The organism is Arthrobacter sp. ISL-5, assembly GCF_018613835.1.
GTDB lineage: Bacteria > Actinomycetota > Actinomycetes > Actinomycetales > Micrococcaceae > Arthrobacter.
Map to the genome: position 1 here is coordinate 20,450 of NZ_JAGGPM010000030.1, position 22,891 is coordinate 43,340.

22 protein-coding genes are annotated in these 22,891 nt (G+C 66.6%); 14 read left to right on the plus strand and 8 right to left on the minus strand.

Annotated features, from left to right (window positions below; translation table 11 throughout):
• The first annotated feature begins 51 nt into the window (after window positions 1-51).
• Window positions 52-1,803 carry a cytochrome c oxidase subunit I gene (gene ctaD / locus J7I89_RS16985; RefSeq protein WP_214972787.1) on the plus strand — a complete coding sequence of 584 codons (1,752 nt, stop codon included), beginning with the start codon at window positions 52-54 and terminating at the stop codon, window positions 1,801-1,803.
• Window positions 1,804-1,852: 49 nt separating this feature from the next.
• Here ctaD and J7I89_RS16990 read toward each other — a convergent pair whose 3' ends face one another.
• Window positions 1,853-2,299: a MarR family winged helix-turn-helix transcriptional regulator gene (locus J7I89_RS16990; RefSeq protein ID WP_214972789.1), complete on the minus strand. Its 447-nt coding sequence runs from the start codon at window positions 2,297-2,299 to the stop codon at window positions 1,853-1,855.
• A 61-nt stretch (window positions 2,300-2,360) separates the two neighbouring features.
• Here J7I89_RS16990 and J7I89_RS16995 point away from each other — a divergent pair, with 61 nt between their 5' ends.
• Together J7I89_RS16995 and J7I89_RS17000 are read left to right on the plus strand one after the other, a co-directional pair.
• Window positions 2,361-2,729, plus strand: a complete 369-nt coding sequence (locus J7I89_RS16995; protein ID WP_214972791.1) for a VOC family protein — start codon at window positions 2,361-2,363, stop codon at window positions 2,727-2,729.
• Window positions 2,716-3,189, plus strand: coding sequence for an EVE domain-containing protein (locus J7I89_RS17000; protein WP_251045472.1), 474 nt, complete (start codon window positions 2,716-2,718; stop codon window positions 3,187-3,189). The genes J7I89_RS16995 and J7I89_RS17000 overlap by 14 nt, the downstream gene beginning before the upstream one ends.
• 216 nt (window positions 3,190-3,405) lie before the next feature.
• Here the strand turns inward: J7I89_RS17000 and J7I89_RS17005 are convergent, their stop codons facing one another.
• The gene (locus J7I89_RS17005; protein WP_214972793.1) at window positions 3,406-3,744 is read right to left on the minus strand and encodes a hypothetical protein; all 339 of its coding nucleotides are present in this window, start codon (window positions 3,742-3,744) and stop codon (window positions 3,406-3,408) included.
• Window positions 3,745-4,344: 600 nt separating this feature from the next.
• On the opposite strand from J7I89_RS17005, the gene J7I89_RS17010 reads away from it, so the two are divergent.
• Both J7I89_RS17010 and J7I89_RS17015 read left to right on the plus strand, forming a co-directional pair.
• On the plus strand, window positions 4,345-6,570 hold the full coding sequence (locus tag J7I89_RS17010) for a S9 family peptidase (RefSeq protein WP_214972796.1): 2,226 nt from the start codon (window positions 4,345-4,347) through the stop codon (window positions 6,568-6,570).
• A 198-nt stretch (window positions 6,571-6,768) separates the two neighbouring features.
• A complete protein-coding gene (locus tag J7I89_RS17015; RefSeq protein WP_214972797.1) occupies window positions 6,769-7,575 on the plus strand; it encodes a class I SAM-dependent methyltransferase in 807 nt (268 codons plus the stop codon).
• Between the two features lie 142 nt (window positions 7,576-7,717).
• Here J7I89_RS17015 and J7I89_RS17020 read toward each other — a convergent pair whose 3' ends face one another.
• Window positions 7,718-8,089, minus strand: coding sequence for an STAS/SEC14 domain-containing protein (locus tag J7I89_RS17020; protein WP_214972799.1), 372 nt, complete (start codon window positions 8,087-8,089; stop codon window positions 7,718-7,720).
• A 142-nt stretch (window positions 8,090-8,231) separates the two neighbouring features.
• On the opposite strand from J7I89_RS17020, the gene J7I89_RS17025 reads away from it, so the two are divergent.
• Window positions 8,232-9,878 carry an ATP-binding protein gene (locus J7I89_RS17025; RefSeq protein ID WP_214972801.1) on the plus strand — a complete coding sequence of 549 codons (1,647 nt, stop codon included), beginning with the start codon at window positions 8,232-8,234 and terminating at the stop codon, window positions 9,876-9,878.
• Window positions 9,879-10,031: 153 nt separating this feature from the next.
• Here J7I89_RS17025 and J7I89_RS17030 read toward each other — a convergent pair whose 3' ends face one another.
• Window positions 10,032-10,187, minus strand: a complete 156-nt coding sequence (locus J7I89_RS17030; protein WP_214972809.1) for a hypothetical protein — start codon at window positions 10,185-10,187, stop codon at window positions 10,032-10,034.
• 200 nt (window positions 10,188-10,387) lie between these two features.
• Here J7I89_RS17030 and J7I89_RS17035 point away from each other — a divergent pair, with 200 nt between their 5' ends.
• Genes J7I89_RS17035 through J7I89_RS17045 form a run of 3 tightly spaced genes read left to right on the plus strand, consistent with a single transcriptional unit; the run spans window position 10,388 to window position 13,403 of the window.
• Complete coding sequence (locus J7I89_RS17035; protein ID WP_214972811.1) at window positions 10,388-11,443, plus strand: tol-pal system YbgF family protein; 1,056 nt, start codon at window positions 10,388-10,390, stop codon at window positions 11,441-11,443.
• Window positions 11,444-11,878 (plus strand): hypothetical protein, encoded by a 435-nt coding sequence (locus J7I89_RS17040; RefSeq protein WP_214972813.1) that lies wholly within the window; start codon window positions 11,444-11,446, stop codon window positions 11,876-11,878.
• Window positions 11,868-13,403, plus strand: coding sequence for a bifunctional diguanylate cyclase/phosphodiesterase (locus J7I89_RS17045; RefSeq protein ID WP_214972815.1), 1,536 nt, complete (start codon window positions 11,868-11,870; stop codon window positions 13,401-13,403). The genes J7I89_RS17040 and J7I89_RS17045 overlap by 11 nt, the downstream gene beginning before the upstream one ends.
• On the opposite strand, the gene J7I89_RS17050 is transcribed toward J7I89_RS17045, so the two are convergent.
• The 3 genes from J7I89_RS17050 to pta all read right to left on the minus strand — a co-directional run bounded on the left by J7I89_RS17050 (window position 13,363) and on the right by pta (window position 17,410).
• Window positions 13,363-13,947, minus strand: coding sequence for a GNAT family N-acetyltransferase (locus J7I89_RS17050; protein WP_214972816.1), 585 nt, complete (start codon window positions 13,945-13,947; stop codon window positions 13,363-13,365). The two genes, J7I89_RS17045 and J7I89_RS17050, sit on opposite strands and share 41 nt — an antisense overlap.
• Window positions 13,948-14,099: 152 nt before the next feature.
• Entirely contained in the window at window positions 14,100-15,254 is a 1,155-nt protein-coding gene (locus J7I89_RS17055) for an acetate kinase (protein WP_214972818.1), read from the minus strand.
• A gap of 8 nt (window positions 15,255-15,262) precedes the next feature.
• Complete coding sequence (pta, locus tag J7I89_RS17060) at window positions 15,263-17,410, minus strand: phosphate acetyltransferase (RefSeq protein ID WP_214972820.1); 2,148 nt, start codon at window positions 17,408-17,410, stop codon at window positions 15,263-15,265.
• 310 nt (window positions 17,411-17,720) lie between these two features.
• On the opposite strand from pta, the gene J7I89_RS25660 reads away from it, so the two are divergent.
• From J7I89_RS25660 to J7I89_RS17085, 5 genes are all read left to right on the plus strand, one after another.
• Window positions 17,721-18,728 (plus strand): CPBP family intramembrane glutamic endopeptidase, encoded by a 1,008-nt coding sequence (locus tag J7I89_RS25660; RefSeq protein WP_214972822.1) that lies wholly within the window; start codon window positions 17,721-17,723, stop codon window positions 18,726-18,728.
• Between the two features lie 36 nt (window positions 18,729-18,764).
• The gene (locus J7I89_RS17070) at window positions 18,765-19,226 is read left to right on the plus strand and encodes a hotdog fold thioesterase (RefSeq protein ID WP_214972824.1); all 462 of its coding nucleotides are present in this window, start codon (window positions 18,765-18,767) and stop codon (window positions 19,224-19,226) included.
• A gap of 9 nt (window positions 19,227-19,235) precedes the next feature.
• Entirely contained in the window at window positions 19,236-20,603 is a 1,368-nt protein-coding gene (gene paaK / locus J7I89_RS17075; protein WP_214972826.1) for a phenylacetate--CoA ligase PaaK, read from the plus strand.
• Between the two features lie 92 nt (window positions 20,604-20,695).
• The gene (locus tag J7I89_RS17080) at window positions 20,696-21,301 is read left to right on the plus strand and encodes a TetR/AcrR family transcriptional regulator (protein WP_214972828.1); all 606 of its coding nucleotides are present in this window, start codon (window positions 20,696-20,698) and stop codon (window positions 21,299-21,301) included.
• Between the two features lie 57 nt (window positions 21,302-21,358).
• Window positions 21,359-22,201, plus strand: coding sequence for a DUF427 domain-containing protein (locus J7I89_RS17085; protein ID WP_214972830.1), 843 nt, complete (start codon window positions 21,359-21,361; stop codon window positions 22,199-22,201).
• Window positions 22,202-22,323: 122 nt separating this feature from the next.
• Here the strand turns inward: J7I89_RS17085 and J7I89_RS17090 are convergent, their stop codons facing one another.
• Complete coding sequence (locus J7I89_RS17090; RefSeq protein ID WP_214972836.1) at window positions 22,324-22,731, minus strand: VOC family protein; 408 nt, start codon at window positions 22,729-22,731, stop codon at window positions 22,324-22,326.
• Window positions 22,732-22,891: the final 160 nt, after the last annotated feature.

Below are 22,891 nucleotides of genomic sequence, written 5' to 3' on the forward strand. Positions count from 1 at the left end.
CCCCAGCCCTGACGAGGGGCGTTGAAGCGCGATGCCGGGGAGTGGCAGACGATGACCGCATATCAGCACACAACAGGATTGACCGATACCACAGCTCCCCGCGTGGTGCCCCGCAAAAAGGGCAGCATGGTGGTCAAGTGGATCACGTCCACCGACCACAAAACCATCGGGTACATGTACCTGATCGCCTCGTTTATCTTCTTCCTCCTCGGCGGCGTGATGGCCCTGCTGATCCGCGCCGAGCTGTTCGAACCCGGCATGCAAGTCCTGCAGACCAAGGAACAGTACAACCAGCTGTTCACCATGCACGGCACGGTCATGCTGCTCATGTTCGCCACCCCGCTGTTCGCCGGCTTCACCAACGTCATCATGCCGCTGCAGCTCGGCGCACCGGACGTCGCCTTCCCGCGGCTGAATGCCCTGGCGTTCTGGTTCTTCCTGTTCGGCTCCACCATCGCGATGGCCGGCTTCATCACTCCACAGGGTGCGGCGTCGTTCGGCTGGTTCGCCTATGCTCCCCTGCACAACACCACCTTCACCCCGGGCGTCGGCGGTGACCTGTGGGTCTTTGGGCTGGCACTGTCCGGCTTCGGCACCATCGTGGGCGCCGTCAACTTCATCACCACCATCATCTGCATGCGCGCCCCGGGCATGACCATGTGGCGGGTGCCCATCTTCACGTGGAATGCCCTGGCGACGTCGATCCTGGTCATCATGGCCTTCCCGCCGCTGGCCGCCGCGCTGTTCGCCATCGGGGCCGACCGCCGCTTCGGCGCCCACATCTATGATCCGGAAAACGGCGGCGCCGTGCTCTGGCAGCACCTGTTCTGGTTCTTCGGCCACCCTGAGGTCTACATCATTGCGCTGCCGTTCTTCGGCATCGTTTCGGAGATTTTCCCGGTCTTCAGCCGCAAGCCGATCTTCGGCTACAAAGGCCTGGTCTACGCCACCATCGCGATCGCCGCGCTCTCCGTGACCGTGTGGGCGCACCACATGTACGTCACCGGTTCGGTGCTGCTGCCGTTCTTCGCGTTCATGACCATGCTCATCGCGGTGCCCACGGGCGTGAAGTTCTTCAACTGGATCGGCACCATGTGGGGCGGTTCGCTGACGTTTGAGACCCCCATGCTGTGGAGCCTGGGGTTCCTGGTCACGTTCCTCTTCGGCGGCCTGACCGGCATCATCCTGTCCTCCCCGCCGCTGGACTTCCACGTGTCCGACTCGTACTTCGTGGTGGCGCACTTCCACTACGTGGTGTTCGGCACCGTGGTGTTCGCGATGTTCGCCGGGTTCTACTTCTGGTGGCCGAAGTGGACGGGCAAGATGCTTAACGAGCGCCTCGGCAAGATCCACTTCTGGATGCTGTTCCTCGGCTTCCACGGCACGTTCCTGATCCAGCACTGGCTCGGCGTTGAAGGCATGCCCCGCCGCTACGCGGACTACATGCCGCAGGACAACTTCACCTGGATGAACCAGTTCTCCAGCCTCGGCTCGTACCTGCTGGGAGCGTCCCTCATCCCGTTCTTCTGGAACACCTACATCACCTCCCGCCGTGCCGAGCGGGTTGAAGTGGACGATCCGTGGGGCTTCGGGGCTTCCCTGGAATGGGCAACGTCCTGCCCGCCGCCGCGCCACAACTTCACGTCCATCCCGCGCATCCGTTCGGAACGCCCGGCCCTTGACCTGCACCACCCGGAGCTGCGCGTGCGCGAGCACGAGACGACGCACAGTCCTGCCGCCGAGGTGCTGGGCCCACCGGACATCGGCTCGCGCAACGTGAAGAACCCGAATCCGGAGAAGTAACCACGCGCTGACCAGCTGTACTTTGCGAATTTTGGCGCCAGCAGCCTGGTCAGGATCCGGACAGGGACCTGACGCACGATGCGAGCAAATCCCGCAATTGCCGTTGTTGGCTGGTGTTGAGCCCCCGCCGCATTTGGGTCTCCACCGAGCTGACAGCGGCGCTGGCGGCTTGCAGCCGCTCTCGACCCAGCGGGGTGAGCTGGACGGGGAGGACCCGGCCAGTAGATGGCTGTTCCGGCCGGACGACGAGTCCATCCCGTTCGAGCGCCTGCAGGAGGACGTTCATCGACTGCCGGGATACGAAGGCACCGCGGGCCAGATCGGAGTTGGACAGACCAGGCCGCTCAGCGAGGAGCTCAAGGCACGCGTACTGCGGGACCGTCATCCCCAGTGGGCGCAGCGCACCGTCCATCGCTGAGCGGAGCACACTGTGCGTCTGCTTGAGGAGATAGCCCAGCGAGGTGTCCAGGTCTAGTCCAGTGCCGTCTTGACTCATGTCAATATTCTGACATACCTTGATCCATGTCAATGTACTGACATAACGAGGAGGCAATGCCATGGCCGCTATTGGGCCTGATTTCATTTCCCTGCAGGTGCGCGACCTGGAACGCTCGGCGGCGTTTTACGAGCAGCAACTGGGGCTGGCGCGATCCAAGGCCGGCCCGCCGCACGCCGTCGTCTTCGATACCCAGCCCGTTCCTTTCGCGGTGCGCGAACCGCTGCCAGGAACCAACCTCGAGGCTATCCCCCAGCCAGGAGAAGGCATTGCACTCTGGCTCCGCGCCACCGACGCCCAGCAGCTTCACGACGCTCTGGCCGGCGTCGGCACGCCGATCACCTCGGCACCGGTCGATGGGCCATTCGGGCGCACCTTCACCTTCGCCGATCCGGACGGCTACAGAATCACGATCCATGACGGCGTCTGAACAGGACGGTCTCGATGCGCTCGGGGAGGCGGCTCACGGAGGCGGAGTGAGCGCGTGGCTGGCAGTCGTATCTGCTGAGAACGTGCGACGCGCCGTCGCCCTGGGGATCGCACAGATCGGTCACGGAAAGCGGGCAAACTTGTCGCGCATGCATGCCGGCGACACGCTCATTTTCTACTCCCCGGTCCAACGACTCGGCGACCGGATCCCGCTGCGGCACTTCACTGCCCTGGGTGAAATCGCGGACGACGGGATCTGGCAGGCCGATGAAGGCGACTTCAAGCCGTTCCGGCGACGCGTTAACTACGCTGACGCCGCACCCGTGGAGCTAGGGTCGGTCCGTGACCAGCTGCACCTCACGGCCGGGCGGAACTCGGGATACCAGCTCCGACGGGGCTGCGTGCCGCTGGATGCGCACGACGTCAACGTACTTCGATTCGCCATGGCCCGGTCACGATAAAGGCGGAAAGGCCCGGCGATGCCGGGCTTTTCCTGTTTTCCCTAATCTGAATTCAGGCCACCACGCTAATAATCCCGGACACGGCCCCAGGGCTTACTTCCTGCAAGGCCTGTGTCCTGGAAAAGGTTTTCGTTACGGAAGGCCGGCTTTAGCTGAGCCGCCCGCTGCTGAGTATGAGCAGCCGGGCGTCAGCGGCCGGCGATCAGCCGGCGCGTATCAAGCAGCCGCGGCTGCCGGAACCCTGCCCGCACTGGTTCGAGGGCCGGCGTCGGCCGGTGCCAGAACGCGGACGTTGCATTCTGACTGCAACGGGTCGATTGACCGCGGCAGGTGGTGGGTTTCGGAACATTCCCGGAGCTGTTCAAGAGCCGAGGGTTCGACCCGCGCGTGGGAGATGTCCACAACGAGCTGAAGACCCTGCCTGAGGTGGTTGGCGCGCTTCATGACGACGTAGAGAGCTTGGATGCTTTGGGCGGTTACGTGGCCCTGGGCGGCGACCTGAGCCTCACCGCATTCGAGGTCCAAACGGACCAAAACCTTGAGCTTCTGGTTCAAGAAAACTTCTCCCCTCATGCACGGCCGCGACGCTGCGACCGGAAACAAGCCTAACCCGCATGTGACGAAGATAACAAAAAAAATACCGAATATTGCATCACGTTCCTGTTTCGACCTTCCCATGGCACGGCAACGCGGGCGCACGCAAGCGCCTAAATCGTTCGGATCTGGCTTGCGTGCCCCCGCGTTGTGGGCTGATGTTGACTGGGGTGGCGGCGAGGCGGCCCGGGCTCGTTAGTCTCGGGTCGGGCCCGTTAGTCTCTGGTCGGGTCAGGCCGGAGCGGCGCCGGCCCGGGGTCCGGCACCGGGAGCGGGCCCGGAGGTTCCGGAGCCGGGAAGGGGTTCGGCGGCGCGGGCCGCGAGGGATCCGGCGGCATGGGATCGGGGCCGGGTTCCGGCGGGAACGGGTCGGGTTCGTGCACTGGCGGAATTGTCATGGCTGCCCCTCGGCTGCTGGATTGGTTCCGGTTTGCGGACGCGAGTTCAGGATACGCCCGGGCCGGGAGCGGGGACAGACTTCGCCTAGCCAGTCGCGATTCCGGCTCTCCCCCGGTAGCGAACGGCCGCCCAAATGTCGGTGCGGCTCTATATATTGAGGGAATGACCCAGACTCCGCTGCAGCACTCCGCCACCACCCCCGCCGCTGCCGTTCCCCTGCCGCCCGTCGCCAAGAAGGTGCCTGCCGAGCGCACGCACCACGGGGACACCTTCGTGGACCACTACGAATGGCTCCGGGACAAGGAATCCGAGGAGGTCGTGGCACACCTGAAGGCCGAGAACGCCTACCAGGAAGCCGTCACTGCGCACCAGGAACCCCTGCGCGAAGCCATCTTCCAGGAGATCAAGGGCCGCACCCAGGAGACGGACCTGTCTGTTCCCAACCGCAAGGACGGCTGGTGGTATTTCAGCCGCTCCGTGGAGGGCAAGGAATACGGGATCCGGTGCCGCGTCCGCGCCCAGGACACCGGCAACCCGGTGGCCGACTGGACTCCCCCGGCGGTGGAGGCCGGCATCGAAATTCCCGGCGAAGAAGTCCTGCTGGACGGCAACGTGGAAGCCGAAGGAAAGCCGTTCTTCTCGGTGGGCGGCACGGCCGTGACCGTGGACGGGAACCTGTACGCCTACGCCGTGGACAACTCCGGGGACGAACGCTTCACCCTGCGCATCAAGGACCTCCGCACCGGCGAGCTGCTGCCGGACGTCATTGAGAACGTCTTCTACGGGGTTTCCTTCTCCCCCGACGGCACCCGGATCTTCTACACCGTGGTGGATGACTCCTGGCGGCCGTACCAGGTCAAGGCCCACGTGCTGGGCACGCCGGTCGCCGACGATCCGGTGATCTACCAGGAGGACGACGTCGCCATGTGGCTGGGGTTTGAGCTCTCCTCCGACCGGCGTCACCTCGTGCTGGGCATCGGCTGCTCGGAGTACAGCGAAACGCGACTGCTGCGCTTTGACGACCCCGAGGGCCGCCTCACCACCGTGGTTTCCCGCGACGAACGCGTCCTGTACGAGGCCGAGCCGTTCCTGCTCGACGGCCAGGAACGCATCGTCATCACGCACAACCGCAACGCCGTCAACTCGATGGTCTCGCTGGTTGACCCGGCCGAGCTCACCAAGCCGCTGGCTGAGCAGCACTGGACCACCGTCGTCGAGCACTCCGACGACGTCCGCGTCAACGGTGCGGGCGTCACGTCCACACACATGGTTGTTTCGGTCCGCAAGGACACCATCGAGCGGGTTCAGGTGATGTCGCTGGCCGGGCTGGGCACGCCCGCCCAGGAGCCGCCCGTCGAGCCGGCGTTCGACGAGGAACTGTACACGTCGGGCGTTGGCGGCTCGGACTATGAGGCACCCGTGATCCGGCTGGGCTACACGTCCTACTTCACGCCGTCGCGCGTCTATGACTTCGTGCTCCCCACCGCGGAGCAACCGGCCGGGGAGCTGCTGCTCCGCAAGGAAAGCCCGGTGCTGGGCGGCTACGACTCCGCCGATTACGTCGCAACCCGCGAATGGGCCGAGGCCGCCGACGGCACCAAGGTCCCGCTCTCGGTGCTGCGCCACAAGTCCCTGGCCCGGGATTCCACCGCGGCCGGGCTCATCTACGGCTACGGCTCGTACGAGCTGAGCATGGACCCGGGATTCGGCGTCGCCCGGCTCTCGATGCTGGACCGCGGGATCGTGTTCGTCATTGCGCACATCCGCGGCGGCGGTGAACTCGGCCGGCACTGGTACGAGGACGGCAAGAAGCTCACCAAGAAGAACACGTTCACGGACTTCATCGCGGCCACGGACTGGCTGGCGGCGTCCGGCTGGGCGGCGCCGGACCGGATCGCGGCCATCGGCGGATCCGCGGGCGGCCTCCTCATGGGCGCCGTGGCCAACCTCGCACCGGAGAAGTACGCGGCCGTCCTGGCGCAGGTGCCCTTCGTGGACCCGCTGAACACCATTCTGGATCCGGAGCTGCCGCTGTCCGCGCTTGAGTGGGAGGAATGGGGCAACCCCATCACCGATCCCGAGGTGTACCAGTACATGAAGTCGTACACGCCGTACGAGAATGTCCGCGAGGTGGCCTACCCCAAGATCGCCGCCGTGACGTCCTTCAATGACACCCGCGTCCTTTACGTCGAGCCCGCCAAGTGGGTGCAGGTCCTGCGGTCCAAGACCACGGGCGCCGAGCCGATCGTCATGAAGATCGAGATGGACGGCGGCCACGGCGGCGCCTCGGGCCGGTACGTGCAGTGGCACGAACGAGCCTGGGACTACGCCTTCATTGCCGACTCCCTCGGCGCCACGGAACTGCTGCCCGGCGCCGGGCTGAAGTAGGGCCTGGCCTCAGGGCACCCGCCATAGCGTATGGAGGGTCGCCATTCACCAAAAATGGCCGCATAAGGGGTTACCCAGGCGGCCATTTTTGGTGAACCGGCGGAACTCCGGGCGTAATCTATCGGCTCAGGGGCCCCACCAGCCCCACGGCCCGGTGCTGGGCGCGGAAACGGGCCCGCCACCGCATATATTTGGACGATGCTCTCGGCGCTGAAGAAATACCTGTTGGTCCCCAAACTGGTGAAGCTGTCTTCCGCGGCGCCCAAGGATCCGCGGGAGGCCTGGGACCAGTTCTGGGGCAACGTCCGGGCCACCGGCGCCCGCGGCGACGTGCTGTGGGACTCCGGCGACGACCACGAAATGCTGGGCTACCTGGAACAGCTGAAGCGGCAACTGAACCCGGACCTGCCCATCGTCGACGTCGGGTGCGGCAACGGCACGTTCAGCCGCAGACTGGTTGCGCACTTCCCGCATGTATTGGGTGTGGACGTCTCCCCCAATGCCATCGCCCGTGCGCACTCCGAATCCGTCGGGCTGGAGCGGGTGTCATACCTGGCGGCGGACATGACCGCTCCCGGGGCATCGCAGGCCGTGGCCGACGCCTTGGCCACCGCCGGCGTCGCTGGAGAAGCGAACATCTTCATCCGCGGTGTCCTGCATGTGCTGAAGCGCCCGGCGCAGGCTGCCCTTGCCGAACAACTCCACCCCCTGGTGGGAAAACGCGGACGGGTGTTCCTCGCCGAGACGAACTTCCGGGGCAACGCCATCGAGTACGTGAGCCACCTTGGAGCTACTTTGCACTCCATCCCCGCGCCGCTGGAGAAGGCAATCCGCGGCCTGCCCATGCCCGGCCGCTTCGGCCCCGTGCAGCGCAAGCGGGCGTTTCCGGAGCTGCGGTGGGACGTGGTGGAGGACGGACCGGCCACCATCGAAACCCGCCCGCTGACGTCCGCCAGCCGGACTGAGCTGATCCCGGGCTACTTCTCCGTGCTGCAGCCCCGCTGACGGCATTTACCATCCATTGCTCCGCAAGTGCCCTTTTCAGTCCCCAAAACGGCACTTACGGAGCAACCGATGGAGAAAATGGGCGACGGATCCCTCGGCGGGTCCTGAGCCTTGCTGCCCCGAGCCTAGCCGGCCCTCAGCCCTACTCCCTGAGCCAGGCGAGGGCGTCGCGCTCCACGGTGAAAAATTTCGTCGGACACGGCACGTTGGTAATGCCCAGAAAGAAGTTGGCAATGACCCTGTCGACGGGTGAGGAACCGAGCAACGCAATCCGCGACGCCTGGCACGGCCGGCCCCACACCGCCCGCGCGGCGCGGCTCACGTCCGCGGTGGTTGCCATGTCCACGAGCATGGGATGGCGGCTCTCCCCGGAGAGGATATTGACCCGCTCCATGGCGGCCTCGGCGTCCGCCTCTGAAATGAACGCTCCCCGGGCCCACGTCAGGCGCAGGAGCCCCTCGGGGTCCAGTACCAGGTCAAACAGCGTGTTCCGGCCGCTGACATCGGCATTCACAATCGAGACCTCCCCGGTGGCTATGAGACAACTATCAAGCTACAGGCCCACACGTTCGCGGCCAATGCGGTCCACGGACTGATAATGTGAGTCGAAAATCACGGGTAGCCGCACATGGGCTCGCGCACAATAGGGGGGCACAGTGGTTCAGGCATCGCCGGAACATCTTCCCGCGGCGCGCGACGCAATTCTCGCCATTCCCGAGGGGGAGCGCCTGCAGGCGACCGCTTCTGTCCTCGCGGAAGCCGGTTTCAGCGTCCGCACAGCGTCCGACGCCGGCGCCCTCGCCGCTGAGCTGGAACGCAACCGCGCCGCCGTCGTGCTTCTGGATACGGCACTGGCTGACGGGCACATGTGGGAGGGCACGCCGGTGCTCCTCATCGTGGACCTCGCCGGAGACTTTGACCTGGCGCGGCTGGAGCCGTGGGGCATCGCCGACTACGTCTCCCACGAAGCCGACGCGAAGGAACTGGTCCACCGCGTCGAAACCCTGATCGGCCGGTCCCGGGAGCGCCGCCGGATCCGCGCCCAGGCGGAGTTCCTGCGCGAGAGCCTCCGCAACGTCTCCGCCGCCATCCGCGGCACCAACAGCCCCCAGCAGATGGCCGGGCACCTCGTCCGGGGCTTCGGAGAATCGCTGGGGACGGACCAGGTCTGGTTCACCACGTTCCAGGACACGCGCGTGCCCCGGATCAGCGCCCAGTGGTGCAAGCCCGGACTTCCCGCGCTTCCCGACAACCTGGGAGCCTATGAGGACGCGGCCCGCGACCTGGCCACCTCGCTCTGGTCCGCTGCCGAGGCCCTTGCTGTGGTGGATCACGAGACCGATCAGGCATCTCCGCTTGCCGAAGTGCTGCAGAACTGGTGCGGGCTGTCCTCCGTCCGGGCATCGATCGCGGTTCCCGTGGGCGACGGCGACTCGGCACTGGGCATCATCTGGATCACGCAGCTGAACGCGCCGCGCGAATGGACCCGGGCCGAGATCGCCCTGATCCAGCACGTGGCGGGAAACCTCGCCCACAGCCTCATCCAGGGCCACCTGATCAGCGCGCAGGTGCAGGTGCTGCAGCAGCTCCGGGAACTGGACAAGGCCAAGACGGACTTCCTGGCCACCGTCAACCACGAGCTCCGGACTCCACTGACGTCCATCACCGCCTATCTGGACATGATCCGCGACGGCGCCGGCGGCCCCGTGCCTCCGGGCATCGAGTCCATGATGGACGTCATCTCGCGGAACTCGGACCGGCTCCGGCGCCTCATCGAGGACATGCTCACGGTGTCACAGCAGGACGGCACCGGGAACCTGAGCCTCAAGCAGGTGGAGCTGGGCCAGGTGCTGAGGATCGTGGTGGCGGCCCTCCGCCCGCTCGCTGAATCGCGGAACGTCACCATCACCGGCGCCGATTCCCACGAGGACCTGAAGATCCAGGCCGACGAAGCCCAGCTCGAGCAGGTCTTCACGAACATCGTGGCGAACGCCATCAAATTCACGCCCGACGGCGGCCGCATCAGTATCAGCTTCATGCCCGAGACGTCCGGGGAAGCCAGCCCGTCCGCCGTCGTCAGGATCGCGGACACCGGCGTGGGCATTCCCGAGCAGGAAATTCACCAGGTGTTCACCCGGTTCTACCGGGCCTCCAATGCCTCGAACGCGGCCGTGCCGGGCAGCGGGCTGGGGCTGGCGATCGCCCACGACATCGTGCACCGCCACGGCGGTTCACTGGACCTGACGTCCACCCTGGGCTCGGGGACCACCGTCACCGTTCACCTGCCGCTGACCGGACCTTAAACGGACGCGGCGCCGAACCAACGGCACCCGCCCGGCAGCGTCTAAAGCGGAAGCGGCGCCGAACCAACGGCACGCGCCATCTCCCGACAATGCAAGCTGCCCCGGACCGATGGGTCCGGGGCAGTTTCAAAATCGCGGTTGAGACCAACGAATCTAGTGAGGCCACCAGCCGATCTGCGCGTAGCTGACCGTTTCTGATGACGAGGACGAGGTGTCGTCCTTGTCCTTGGGTGCGGCGTTCGCAGGAGCAGCGAAACCGGCCACAGCCAGGATGCCCGTCATGAGGAGTGTTGCGGCTACTTTCTTCATCCGCTGTTCCTTTCGTTGTGAGGTGAATTACTTATTACGGGCACAGTATACGTTCAAAATCTCAAGTTTTAGTCAAGTCAATTACCGTCATTTCCGCCGAATTTCCACCAAAACTCCGGAAGGTTCGGCAAACCCCGTAACAAGCGCCATTCCGCCCTGGAACGTGAGCGTTCTGCGCCCCGGCGTGGATAATTGTCAGCATGCCTATGCCGCGCGACTTGTCCCCGTTCGTGATTGCAGAATTGGCTGCCCGCGAAAGCTGGAAGCGACGCGACTACAGTGCAGGCTTCACCCAGGCCGGGGAAGCCGCAGAGATGGCTCGGGACGCCGACGACGACCTGGGCTGGTGGAAAATGGTGCTGCTCCAGGCGGAATGCCTGCGTGACCAGGGGTCAGTTGAGGAATGCGTGGAGTTTGCCCGGCTCCTCGCCGAACATCCGGTGGCCGCCTCCTCTGCAGACCTTGGGGCCCGGGCCAATGTCCTGCTGGCCGTGTCCCTGCAGGGCGTGGGACGGCTCCCGGAAGCTGTGCAGGCGGCGGCCGCCGCCGCCCGCCTCGTGGCCGGAGACTTCGAAAACGTCTACCTGCACATCCAGGCCCAGCAGGCCCTCATCGCGGCCCTCGCTGAAAGCGGCAGGCTTGAGGAAGCATGGCGGGAGTGCCTGGACCTCGAATCGCTCCTCACTGACCATGTGGACGAGGACACGGCCGGCAAGGCCTACTGGGTGATGGGCAACGTCGCGTTCCTGAGCAACCGGGTCAACGAGGGCAGCCAGTACCACGACCTCGCGGCGGGCCAGTTGTCACCGTCTAAGGACGTGGACCTCTGGGCACGCTTCAACCGGGCCTCGGCGGAAATGCGCCTGCACGCCCAACTCGGCAATGCCGCGACCCTTCGCTGCATCGAACGGGCCGAGCTGGCCACCGAAGTTGTGGGCGGCAGCGAACGCGACATGCTGGAAATGGCCCTGGTCCGCGCCCACTGGTACTACCTCACGGGCGACATGGATTCGGCCATCAACCTCCTGGAGCCGCTCCGCAGCAAGTTCTCCGTCCTCGCAACGCAGACCGCCGCCGAAGCCTCCTTCGTCCTGGGCAAAGCGCTCATGGCCCAAGGATTAAACGCCGAGGCTCTACAGATACTGGAAGAGGCGGCTACGCTGTTCGATACGGCGGCTGCACCGGATCGGAGCGCAACAGTGCGGACGTTCGTGGCTTCGGCCGAGAACCATCAGCAGTTTCTCCAAGGGGGGTAAGTGTCCGAAACAACAATGGCTCCCGGTCCTGCGCCGGAATCGCTCCTAATGCCGGCGGCCGGCCGACTGCCAGCACCCGTCGTTTCCTGTACGGCGCTGCCGGATCTCGCCGTCAAAGCCGTGCTGCCCCGCGGTGCGGACCTGAGTGAAGCTGCCGCCGCCCAGTTGCGCCGGCAACTCGGTGAGCTTGCCGGCGACCGGAGGGTCGCCGTCGTACTTGAACTGACCGGCGTGGGGTCGGTGAGCGGCGCCGCGCGGGCCGCCTACGCAGCCATCCCCTCGGTGTCCGCGTGGGCGATTGTGGGCGAGAGCCCCGTGGACAGGCTGCTCGGGCATTTCCTCCTGGGCGGGGAGTTCAGCTCGGTCCCGGCGCGGTACTTCACGTCGGATGGCGAAGCCCTTGACTGGTTGAGACGCCTGGACAATGTTCACTGACGGCGACCCCCGGCTGGGGCGGCTCCTCGACGGCATTGTCCGGCTCGCCTCGGGGGAGCTCCATTCGCGCATTGAAATTTCCGACGCCCGGGATGAGCTGGACGCGGTCATCATGGGCACCAACCTGCTCGCCGAAGACCTCCAGATCATCTACCAGGAGCTGGAGCAGCGCGTTGAATCCCGCACGCAGATGCTCAAGGCGGCCCACCTGGAGCTGCAGCAAATGGCCCTCACCGATTCCCTGACGGGCCTTTTCAACCGTTCCGCGCTGGTCAGCGCCCTCAACGACGCCCAGTCCGAGGCCGCCGACGGCGGGCTGCCGCCAGCGCTGCTGCTGCTCGACCTTGACGCGTTCAAGAGCATCAACGATTCCCTGGGACATTCCATGGGCGACCAGGTGCTGGCCGCTGTGGGGGCACGCATCCGGTCGTGCGTGCGCGACGCCGACATGGTGGCCCGCCTGGGCGGCGACGAATTCGCCATCCTGCTGCCCTCCACCACACCGGCGAAGGCCGCGGCAGTGGGCAACCGGATCCTGGATTCCCTGAACGGATCCATCGATGTGGACGGCAAGATGATCCGCTGCGGAGCCAGCCTGGGACTGCGCATTGCGGACCCCGGCGAGACCTCCGAGGAACTGCTCATGGAGGCCGACATCGCGATGTACGCCTCCAAGGCTGACGGCCGCAACAAGCTGCGCGTGTTCGAACCCGCCATGCTGCACGCCCGGCAGCTCCGCAACCAGCTGGTGGGCGAACTGCGCGAGGCCATCTCCGGCTCGCAGCTGGTGCTGTTCTACCAGCCGATCATCGAGCTGGCCACCGGCCGGATCGAGGGCGTCGAGGCCCTGGTGCGCTGGCAGCATCCCACCCGCGGGCTGATCATGCCGGACGAGTTCATCCCCGTCGCCGAGGAAACCGGCCTCATTTCCGAGCTGGGCAAATGGGTGCTCAAGGCCGCGGTGGAGCAGCTCCGGCGTTGGAGGACGGGCCCGGAAACCAAGAGGCACGACTTCTCCATGCGGATCAACATCTCGGCCGCGGACCTCCAGCGACTCGAGTTCATCGAGGACGTCCGCGACGCCCTCACGTCCGCGGACCTGGAACCGGCGCTGCTGGTCCTGGAGCTGACCGAAAGCGCCATCATCCAGGGCAATGAGCTTGACCGGTACACGCTGGCCAGCCTCCGCAAGCTCGGGGTGGGCCTGGAGATCGACGACTTCGGCACCGGCTATTCGTCCATCAGCTACCTGCGGCAGCTCCCGGTGGACCGCGTCAAGGTGGACCGGACCCTGCTCACGGCGCTGGGCAGCGACCCCGCCCAGCCGGCCCTGATTGCGGCCATCCACCAGCTCATCCGGGCCTGCGGGCTCGAGGCAGTGTGGGAAGGCGTGGAGACCGCGGAGCAGGCAGAACACCTGCGAAGCACCGGCTGCGTCAGTGGCCAGGGCTACTACTACAGCCGGCCGCTGCCGGAAGCCGAATTCACGGCGCGCCTGGCTCGGCAGGACGTCTGGCCCGGCTGATCCGCCACTCCTCGGCGAGCATGGCGTAGATCAGTTCCGTGGACCACGCACCCTTGTAGTGCCAGTTCTCCAGGAGCGTGGCCTCAAGCCGCATCCCCAGCCGCTCGCAGATCCTGGCCGAACCGGTGTTGAGCGCGTCCAGCTTGGCATCGATCCGGTGGAAGCCCAGTTCGCCGAAGCCGAGGTCCAGCAGCGCCCGGGCGGCTTCAGTGGCGTACCCCTTGCCGCGGGCCTCCGGCGCCATGATCCAGCCGATCTCGGCCTGCCCCTCGCCGGGCAGCCACTTGAGCACCACTTCACCGAGCAGCCCTTCGTGGTTCTTGGCTTCTACGGCCAGGCAGATCCAGTCGCCCTCCTTCTCGAAGACGAAATTGGCGTACCGGCCCACCGTCTCCATGGACTGCGTGTAGGTCTTGGCCTCCCGCAGCAGGAAGCGCGCCGTTTCCGTAAGGGACTGGTAGGCGTGGAACGCGTCCAGGTCCGAGGCCTCGAACCGGCGCAGCCGCAGCCGCTCAGTGTGGATGGGCAGGGGGATGTCGGGCATGGTTCGAGGGTACGCCGCGGCCGGCCCGCCAATCACCAAAAACGGCCGCCCGACTTCCCCGCCAGGCGGCCATTTTTGGCGATTCGGCGCGGGGTGCGGGCGCGGGTTCGGGCCGGGTTCGGGGTCCGGGTCCGGGGCGCGTTTGGGACGGGTTAACCCCCGACGACGGCGGCCGTCGCCTCCGCGATGGCGCGCTCCTCGTCCGTGGGGACCACGAGAACCGGAATGGCGGAGGACGCGGAGGAAATCACCCGGGGTTCCTTGGACCGCTGACCGTTCAGGCCGGCGTCGAGCTCGATGCCCAGCGCACCGAGCCGCTCCCCCACCAGGGAACGGAACTGGTGCGAGTTCTCGCCGATCCCCGCCGTGAACACCAGCGCCTTCGCCCCGCCCACGGCCACGTGGTAGCCGCCGATGTACTTGGCCAGCCGGTAGGACGTGACGGCGAGCGCCATGGCAGCCTTGGCATCGCCGGCCTCGGAGGCCTCCACCACCGAGCGCATGTCGTTGTTGCCGGCCAGGCCCTTGAGCCCTGATTCGCGGTTCAGCATGGTGTCCAGGTCCTCCGCGTTCCACCCCACGCGGGCCAGGAACACGAGGATGGACGGGTCGAGATCGCCGGAGCGGGTGCCCATGACCAGGCCCTCCAGCGGCGTGAAGCCCATGGAGGTGTCCACGGACCTGCCGCCCCGGATCGCCGTGACCGAGGCGCCGTTCCCCAGGTGGGCGATCACGCCGTCGAACTCCTCCGCCGGGATATCCAGCAGGGCCGCGGCCTTGTGCGTGACGTATTCGTGCGAGGTGCCGTGGAAGCCGTAGCGGCGGATCCCGTGGTTGGTGTAGAGCTCGTCCGGCACGGCGTAGCGCCAGGCGTGCTCGGGCAGGGTGCGGTGGAAGGCGGTGTCGAACACGGCCACCTGCGGCATGTCCGGCCACTTCTTGGCGATGGCGCGGATGCCCAGCACGTTGGCGGGGTTGTGGAGCGGGGCCAGCGGGTTGAGGCGCTCGATGGCGCGGGTGATCTCGTTGTCGATCAGCACGGGCTCGCCGAACCGCTCGCCGCCGTGGACCACGCGGTGCCCCACGGCGTCCAGCTCCCGGTCGCCCAGCACCTCGTGGATGGCGGCGTCCACCTGCTCGAGGGCCTCGGCATGGTCCGCCGGGCCCACCACTTCGCCGTCGCCCTGGCCTCCGTTGGACATGCCGATCCTCTCGATCAGCCCCTCCGTGAGGATGCTGCCGGCCGCGACGTCGCGCACCTGGTACTTGAGCGAGGACGAGCCGGAGTTGATGACGAGCACGAGCATGGGGCCTCCTAAGCCTTGGCTTCTGCGGACGGGACGGATGCTGCTGCGGGTTCTTCCTTGGACTGGGGCGCCGTGGACTCCGGCGCCGTCGACTGCGCCTGGACGGCGGTGATGGCCACCGTGTTCACGATGTCCTCCACCGTGCAGCCGCGGGAGAGGTCGTTGACCGGCTTGCGGAGTCCCTGCAGGACGGGCCCGACGGCGACCGCACCGGAGGTCTGCTGCACCGCCTTGTACGTGTTGTTGCCGGTGTTCAGGTCCGGGAAGATGAACACGGTGGCCTGGCCGGCGACGGACGAGCCCGGCATCTTGGATGCGGCAATTGCGGCGTCCACGGCGGCGTCGTACTGGATGGGGCCCTCCACGGGCAGCTCCTGCCGCCGATTCTTCACCAGCTCGGTGGCCACCCGCACCTTCTCCACGGCCTCGCCCGAACCGGAACCGCCGCTGGAGTAGGACAGCATGGCCACCCGGGGGTCCACGCCGAACTGGGCCGCGGTTTCCGCTGAGGCCAGCGCAATGTCGGCCAGCTGTTCCTCGTTCGGGTCCGGATTCACGGCGCAGTCGCCATAGACCAGCACGCGGTCCGGCATGAGCATGAAAAACACCGACGATACGATCTTCACGCCCTCGCGGGTCTTCACGAACTCCAGCGCCGGGCGGATGGTGTGGGCCGTGGTGTGCGCGGCTCCGGACACCATGCCGTCCACCACACCCAGCTGAACCATCATGGTGCCGAAGTAGCTGCCATCCAGCATGACTTCCAGCGCCCGGGCGAGGTCCACTCCCTTGTGCGCCCGCAGCTCCGCGTACTTCTCCGCGAATTCCTGGCGCAGCTCCGACGTGGCAGGATCCACGATGTTGATGCCGGACAGGTCGATGCCCCGGCTGGCTGCGAGCTCCCTGACGTCGGTTTCGCGGCCGAGCAGCGTGAGGTCACAGACGTCGCGGCGGTAGAGGATCTCGGCGGCCCGGAGGATGCGGACGTCAGTGCCCTCCGGCAGCACGATGTGGCGGCGCTGGGACCGGGCCCGCTCGATGAGGTCGTGCAGGAACCGCAGCGGCGTCATGCGCTCCGCCCGGGGCAGGTGCAGGCGTTCGAGGATCTCGGCCTCGTCCACGCGCCGCGACCACAGGCCAAGGGCGGACGCCACCTTCCGGCGGTGCCCGCTCCAGATCTCGCTGCGGACCTCTGAAACCCGGCGGGCCGTGGTGTAGGTGTCGTCGGTCGTGTCGAACACCGGGAACGGGGCGGACGCCAGCAGGGGGTAGATGTTGGCGTCCGGGGCCAGGCCGCCGGTGAGGATCAGCGCGGACGGCACGGGGAACTCCGGGGAGAACGACGACGCCAGGCAGGCCACCATCACGTCGGCCCGGTCGCCCGGGACGATCACCAGCGCGCCGTCGTGGAGCACGTTCAGGAAGTTGCCCACGTTCATGGCGGCCACTTTGACGTCCCGGACGTCGCGCTCCATGTCCGCGCGGCCGGCAATCTGGCGGATGCCCAGGGCGGCGCCCACCTCGCCCGTGGTGGGCCGGGCAATGTCCTCGAGCTCCGGGAAAATGTACACTGGACGGCCGGAGGCGCCGGGCTTCACAGCGGCAGCGATCGCGTCCACGTCCTTCTGATCGGCGCGGTTCACCATGATGGCCAGCAGCGTGCACTTCTCCGCCGCCAGCTCCTTCCGTGCGACGTCGACGGCGGCGGCCGTCTCCGCGACGCTGCGCCCCTTCGCGCCCACCACGGCCACTACGGGGGCGGCCAGGTTGTTGGCGAGGCGGGCGTTGAGGTCGAATTCGACGGCGGCCTCGTGGCCGGTGAGGTCAGTCCCCTCCACGATGATCACATCGCAGTGCCGGCCCATCTCGGCGAAGATCTCCACGCAGCGGGCGTCGATGTCCTCGCGCTTGCCCTCTGCGAGCAGGCTGCGGACCTCTGTGAAGGTGAGGCCGCCGCGGCAGCGCTGGTCCTCGAGGTCGAAGCGGGACTTCATGAGTGCCACCATGGGGTCCGCCCCGGCGTCGTCTCCATGGACCACGGGTTTGAAGAAGCCGATCCGGTCCGCATGCCGGTGGAGCGTGTCCGCGAGGCCCAGCGCTATGAGCGACTTGCCCGAACCCGGCGTGGTCGCACTGACATATATCCCTTTGGCCATGATCAGTCCTCTGGTTGGAAGGTCCTGCGCGGAGCGTGCTGCGGCGGCGTGCTTTGAGGAGGTGCTCCTTAGGGAGTACCCCCCTCAAAGCACGCCGCCGCACCGGAGCCCGCCGCTCCTCCATACTTTCACTTGTTCGCCGACTTTCGGGAGCAGACAATGGTGTTGATTCCCACGTCAGCGGCTCAGCGCTCCATCGGGCACGCGGCGGGCCAGCGCCTCGAGCCCCTCCATAACCGGCGATTCCGAACGACGGCACTGCTGATGAGCTCTCCTGGGTCCCCCGTAACGTCCCGCGCCGAGGCCGGCCATGGCTCACCATCTGCCGGCTGAACGCCACGGCCCTCCGCCGCAGGGCCAGCCCCCTCGGCAGGCCCGCCCTGCCCGGCGCGGGTGGCGCGACTGGCGCGGGTGGCGCGACTGGCGCCGGTGGCCCGCCAAGCATGACTGGCCCAGCTGGCCCGTGTGGCAAAACCGGCGCGCCTGGCCAGCCCGGCAGAGACTCGCGCTGTTTTTCGGGCTTGCCTTTGTCATTTCGTGGTGGGTGTGGCCGCTGACCCTGCTCAATCCGGACAGCTCTCCGATGGTCCCGTTCGGGCCTGCACTTGCGGCGGTAACGGTGGCGTTCCTGTGCGGCGGCAAGGAGGGCCTGCTCCGGCTGGTGCGGCAGCTCGTGCGGTGGCGCGTCCCGGTCCACTGGTACATCGTGGCCCTCGCGTTGCCGTGCCTGCTGGTCCTGGCCGCCGCTGCGCTCACGGTGGCCGGGGGCGCCCCGGCGCCGGACCTGGGCCCGAACCCCGGCTGGTTCATGCTGATCGGCACGTTCGCCTCAACCCTGGTGATCGTGGGCCTGTTTGAAGAGCTGGGCTGGCGCGGCTACGCCCTGCCCCTGATGCAACAGAACCACACCGCGCTCGCCGCAGCACTCCTCCTCGGCGTCGTGTGGGCGCTCTGGCACCTGCCGGAGCTCGTATCGGACCCCACCGGGCAACGGCCGCCAGTTCCCTTCCTGCTCATGCTGATCGCCCAATCCGTGCTGCTGGCCTGGATCTACAACAGCACTGGTTCCACAAAGAGCACCGCCACCGAAGAGCGCTCCTCCGGCACCGGAAGCGTGCCCCTCTGCATGCTGTTCCACGCCTCGTTCAACACGTCCGGGGCCCTTCTTTTCCCGGCACTGGCCGGCCCGCATTACCTCACGCTGTGGTGGACCCTGGCACTGCTCCACGTGCTTGCCGCGCTCGTGGCAATTGCCTACGCGGGACCCGGACGACTGGCCCGCACCCTTGACACGAAGGCCCCCAATGGGATTACCTAATGAACATTCGGTAAATAAAGCTGGAGGCAATGACGCGTGGCTGAAACGACAATTCCCGGTGCAACCCACCAGATCCTTGAGAATGACTATGCCTCTGAGTGGATGGGCATCGAAGTCCTCAAGCTGGACGACGGACACGCCACCATCCGCATGACCCTTAGGCAGGAAATGCTCAACGGCTTCGGCATGGCCCACGGCGGAATGATCTTCGCCTTCGGTGATACCGCCTTCGCCCTCGCCTGCAATCCCGCCAGCCCGCCACCCGGCGCAGCCGGGACCGAGACCGACAGCATCACTGTTGCGTCCGGCGTCGACATCAACTTCCTCAAGCCGGCCTACCAGGGTCAGGTGATCACCGCCGTCGCCGACCGCCGCTCAAGCGCTGGCCGCAGCGGCCTGTACGACATCCAAATCTTCGCCGCCGGCCCCGGCACCCAACTGCCGGGCGAGCTCATAGCCGAGTTCCGCGGACGCAGCCGCACCATCCCCAAGAAGTAGGAACACATCATGACCCTCCACGCCACTGATCCCAACGCCGCATCCGCCACGGCCGCGCACGCCACCGACGCCGTGCTGGACCCCGAGGAGACCATGTCCCGGGACGAGCTCGAGGCGCTCCAGCTCAGCCGGCTGCAGCACACCGTTGCCTACGCCTACGACCGCGTGCCGCTGTACAAGCGCAAGTTCGACGACGCCGGCATCCACCCGTCGGACCTCCGGGAACTCGCCGACCTCGGCAACTTCCCGTTCACCACCAAGGAAGACCTGCGCCACGAATACCCGTTCGGCATGTTCGCGGTGCCGCAGAGCGAGGTGGCGCGGATCCACGCCAGCTCGGGCACCACCGGCCGGCCCACCGTCGTCGGCTACACCAAGCAGGACCTGGCCGACTGGGCCAAGCTCGTGGCGCGCTGCCTCCGCGCCTCCGGCGTCCGCCCCGGCATGAAGGTCCACAACGCCTACGGCTACGGCCTCTTCACCGGCGGGCTGGGTGCCCACGCCGGCGCCGAAGCACTGGGCTGCACGGTGATCCCCATGTCCGGCGGCCAGACCGAGCGCCAGATCCAGATGATCCAGGACTTCGAGCCGGACGTCATCCTGGCCACGCCCACCTACCTGCTCACCATCGCCGACGCCATGGCGCACATGGGCATCGACCCCACCTCCACGTCGCTGAAGTACGCGGTGCTCGGCGCCGAGCCGTGGACGCAGGAAATGCGCCACGAGCTTGAGGTCACCATGAACATCAAGGCCTGCGACATCTACGGCCTCTCGGAGGTCATGGGCCCGGGCGTTGCCGGCGAATGCGTGGAAACACAGGACGGCAGCCACATCTGGGAAGACCACTTCCGCCCGGAAATCATCGACCCGTTCAACCCCGCGCCGGGCAAGGAAAACGTTCTGGCCGACGGCGAGCACGGCGAACTCGTCTTCACCTCGCTCACCAAGGAAGCCCTGCCGATCATCCGGTACCGCACCAAGGACCTCACGCGCCTGCTCCCCGGCACCGCCCGCCCGGCCCACCGCCGGATGGGCCGCATCACCGGCCGCAGTGACGACATGATCATCCTCCGCGGCGTGAACCTTTTCCCGTCCCAGATCGAGGAAATCGCCCTGCGCATCCCCGAGCTCAGCCCGCACTTCCAGCTCGTGCTCACCCGCCCCGAGGGCCAGCGGATGGACCAGCTGACGGTTAAGATCGAACGCCGGGACAACGTCACCGCTGAAGACAGCACGACGGCGGCCCGCACCCTGCGCGAGCAGATCAAGATCCACGTGGGTTCTTCGTGCACGGTGGATGTGGTGGAGCCCGGGTCGCTCGAGCGTTCCAGCGGCAAGCTGCGCCGGATCTACGACCTCCGGCCGAAAGGCTAGCCTGTGCCGCGCGTGGCCGTCCGTGCCCGGTTCCGGCCGGCCGCGGACGTGCCTGCGCACGTTGACCGAACGTTCATGAGAAAATAGCCGGTATGCCCAGTACAGCAGCTCCCACGAAACGCGGCCGCCCCGGATACGACCAGCAATCCGTGCTGCTGATCGCCGTCGACGTCTTCAACCGCCACGGCTACGATGCCACCTCGATGGGTATCCTCGCCGAGAACCTGGGCATCTCGAAATCGGCAATCTACCACCACGTGCCGTCCAAGGGCGATCTCCTGAAGCTCGCCCTGGACCACGCGCTGGGCGGCCTCGAGGCCATCCTGGACCAGCCGGGTGCCACCTCCGGGGCGGCAGATGCGCGGCTTGAGTTCGTGCTGCGCCAGACCATTGCCGTCCTGGTGGAGCGGCTGCCGTTCGTCACGCTGCTGCTGCGGCTCCGGGGAAATACGGACATCGAGCGCAATGCCATGGAACGCCGGCGAGCCTTCGACCACAAGGTGGCAGGGCTGATTTCAGCCGCCCGGGACGAGGGGTCGCTGCGGCAGGACATCGACCCCCGCACCGTGACCCGCCTGCTGTTCGGCACCATCAACTCGATCGTGGAGTGGTACAAGCCAGGCGGCTCGCTCTCACCGGAAAAGCTCGCCGACGACGTCATCACCATCGCGTTCGACGGCCTCCACGCGCAGTCCTGACGCCGCGCCACGAATTGGCCGTTGACGCCGGCTCACTGCCGCGCCCACGCTAAATGCATGGCTACGAAGGTATCCGAACTCCTGTTCGGCGCGTTTCCGGACCTGCGCTACGAACCCACCGCCAAAAGGGTCCGCGCCAGCCTCGACGCAAGTCCCGTCGTCGATACCCAAAGGGCGCTCATCGTGTGGGAACCGAAACGGGTCACCCCGGTGTACGCCGTCCCCGACGAGGACCTGCTGGCCAGGCTCCAGCTCGGGGCCCACAGCGGGACCGGCGACGGCCGGGGATCGGACGAGCTCCCCATCCGCATCAGGGGGGACGCCCCGCCCGGGCTCGACCCGAGGACAGGCTTCCGGCGGCACACCACCCCGGGCGAGGAGCTGGACGTCGTGGCCGCGGGTTTCGTCGCGCCGCACGCCGCGTTCCGCCCTGCCGACCCCGATCTGGACGGCTACGTGATCCTGGATTTCTGGGCTTTCGACTGGCTGGAGGAGCATGAGGAAATCATCGGCCACCCCCGCGATCCCTTCCACCGCGTGGACATCCGGAGCACGCTGAGGCGCGTGGAGGTGACGCTCGACGGCGTGAAGCTCGCCGATACCGTGGGGGCCCAGCTGCTGTACGAGACACTGCTGCCGGTCCGCTACTACATCCCGCCCGCGGACGTCCGGCTGGACCTGCTGGAGGCCAGCCAGCACCGGACCGTCTGCCCCTACAAGGGTGAGGCGAAGTACTGGAGCTTCCCGGAATCGGCCCGCGGCAAGAACATCGCGTGGGCCTACGATTCCCGGTACATGGACGCCCAGCAGATCCACGGGCTGGTCAGTTTCTTCAACGAGCGCGCGGACATAACCGTGGACGGCGAACCGCAGGGGCATCCGGTCACGCCCTGGTCCTAACGCCGAACCTTCCCGCGAATAAACCCGAACCCTCTCTCACATCCCGCGACCCAAAACCAAACCCTCCCTCACAAGGTGAGGAAGGGTTTGGAAAGGAACTGCTGCGGGAGCAAGGGGATCCGTTAGAGCTGGTATTCGGCCTGCTGCCCCAGCGTTTCGTGGACGCAGAGAATGTTGTTTTCCGTGTCCATGAACCAGGCGCACTTCTCGGCGTCGGTTGTACAGATGTGGTTCTCGGTCTTGAGATCCGGGCGGTCATAGTCCTGGAACCGGACGCCCTTGGACTCCATGTCCTGGACCGTCCGCTCGATGTCGCGAACCTCAAAACTCAACGTGGTGTGCTCAGAGTGCTTGCCGTCCCTGACAGGCATCAGCTGCAGCATGGGGCCGCCTTCACTGCCGAACAATTCGCTTCCGTCGTCTGCCACGCCACGATGAGGGAGTCCAAGTGTTTCCGCGTAAAAACGACGGGCGCGCTCTTTGTCATCCACGGGCAGGACAGTTGTGGCTGTGTTTAGTACTAGGGTCATTTCGCCACCTCCTACGGGGGACATTTTACGCCCGGTCACCCGCGAAAGATCAGGCTAAATTTGCTCCCAGGCACCGCTCAAACACGCCCAAACCCCTCTCTCACTTGCTACCGGAAAATCCCCGACGCTCTCTCACATCCCGCGCCCCAAACCCCAACGC

Bases quoted from the DNA above. Each gene is read 5' to 3' on its own strand.
- J7I89_RS16990 (WP_214972789.1), bottom strand. From the start codon at position 2,299: ATGAGTCAAGACGGCACTGGACTAGACCTGGACACCTCGCTGGGCTAT.
- paaK (WP_214972826.1), top strand. From the start codon at position 19,236: ATGACCCTCCACGCCACTGATCCCAACGCCGCATCCGCCACGGCCGCG.
- J7I89_RS17045 (WP_214972815.1), top strand. From the start codon at position 11,868: ATGTTCACTGACGGCGACCCCCGGCTGGGGCGGCTCCTCGACGGCATT.
- J7I89_RS17085 (WP_214972830.1), top strand. From the start codon at position 21,359: ATGGCTACGAAGGTATCCGAACTCCTGTTCGGCGCGTTTCCGGACCTG.
- J7I89_RS17080 (WP_214972828.1), top strand. From the start codon at position 20,696: ATGCCCAGTACAGCAGCTCCCACGAAACGCGGCCGCCCCGGATACGAC.
- J7I89_RS17030 (WP_214972809.1), bottom strand. From the start codon at position 10,187: ATGAAGAAAGTAGCCGCAACACTCCTCATGACGGGCATCCTGGCTGTG.
- ctaD (WP_214972787.1), top strand. From the start codon at position 52: ATGACCGCATATCAGCACACAACAGGATTGACCGATACCACAGCTCCC.
- pta (WP_214972820.1), bottom strand. From the start codon at position 17,410: ATGGCCAAAGGGATATATGTCAGTGCGACCACGCCGGGTTCGGGCAAG.
- J7I89_RS17050 (WP_214972816.1), bottom strand. From the start codon at position 13,947: ATGCCCGACATCCCCCTGCCCATCCACACTGAGCGGCTGCGGCTGCGC.
- J7I89_RS17015 (WP_214972797.1), top strand. From the start codon at position 6,769: ATGCTCTCGGCGCTGAAGAAATACCTGTTGGTCCCCAAACTGGTGAAG.
- J7I89_RS17090 (WP_214972836.1), bottom strand. From the start codon at position 22,731: ATGACCCTAGTACTAAACACAGCCACAACTGTCCTGCCCGTGGATGAC.
- J7I89_RS16995 (WP_214972791.1), top strand. From the start codon at position 2,361: ATGGCCGCTATTGGGCCTGATTTCATTTCCCTGCAGGTGCGCGACCTG.
- J7I89_RS17010 (WP_214972796.1), top strand. From the start codon at position 4,345: ATGACCCAGACTCCGCTGCAGCACTCCGCCACCACCCCCGCCGCTGCC.
- J7I89_RS17035 (WP_214972811.1), top strand. From the start codon at position 10,388: ATGCCTATGCCGCGCGACTTGTCCCCGTTCGTGATTGCAGAATTGGCT.
- J7I89_RS17000 (WP_251045472.1), top strand. From the start codon at position 2,716: ATGACGGCGTCTGAACAGGACGGTCTCGATGCGCTCGGGGAGGCGGCT.
- J7I89_RS25660 (WP_214972822.1), top strand. From the start codon at position 17,721: ATGGCTCACCATCTGCCGGCTGAACGCCACGGCCCTCCGCCGCAGGGC.
- J7I89_RS17055 (WP_214972818.1), bottom strand. From the start codon at position 15,254: ATGCTCGTGCTCGTCATCAACTCCGGCTCGTCCTCGCTCAAGTACCAG.